Genomic DNA, 791 nt, shown 5'->3' on the forward strand with positions numbered 1-791 from the left:
AACTCAGGAGAACAAATGGCATTTGCTAATTTAAGAGTGTTAGTTTCTGAAAAATTGAACAATCTTGATAATGAGCAAATTGCGTATTTGCTTAGTTTCATCTTTCTCCTTTCAATGTTGCCACTGTCTAAGATTACTGATTTTCCTGTTTATTGGCTTAGCTTTGGGTCATGTATCTGTGGCTTGAGCTTCTACTTAGTAGAGGCAACCGAGAGGGTAATAAATAACCTGCTAGGTAAAACGATAGCTAGCATCGTCATTGTAGGTTGCACGACGTTCAATTTAGCTATGGCACAATCTTTTGTGAATCATGCGCTAAAAGCTCCAGTCACTCCTTTTGGTTACACAGTTACAATTAGTTCAATATTAGCAATTCCGTATACCGCATCGCTTTTTCTGGCTTTCGGCTTTGCTTTTTGGTTTTTGTTTATACTGCTCACTTCGTTTCTTCGGTTAGAGCAGTTATCGTTGAAGAAATTAGCAGGCTTTTCTGAGATCAAGAGACTGTTTAATGACAACCCTTTAACTCTCACTGGTCGAATGTTTGGTGCAATAGTGTTGTTCTCTGTCGCTCTAAGCTTTCTTGGTGACAACAAAGGGTATATGGATGCTACTTCCAATTTTACTCGGTGGTTTGCATACAACTTAGAAATGGAGCAGTTTTCATACTGTGACGTTGATGAAAAACAGAAAGTTGCATACCTTGGTTCAAATAAAATAGTTGTCGGTAACGAGCAGGAAGATACGTATACGTTCAGTGTCCGAGACTGTGAGACTGAGTTATAACAAAC

1 protein-coding gene is annotated in these 791 nt (G+C 38.7%); it reads left to right on the forward strand.

Annotation, left to right across the window (positions count from 1 at the left end; translation table 11 throughout):
* Window positions 1-786: hypothetical protein (locus tag VHA02S_RS24935; protein WP_218000907.1), on the forward strand; the 786-nt coding region annotated here is incomplete at its 5' end.
* Window positions 787-791: the final 5 nt, after the last annotated feature.

Source organism: Vibrio harveyi NBRC 15634 = ATCC 14126 = KCTC 12724, assembly GCF_001591145.1.
GTDB classification, from domain to species: Bacteria; Pseudomonadota; Gammaproteobacteria; order Enterobacterales; family Vibrionaceae; genus Vibrio; species Vibrio harveyi.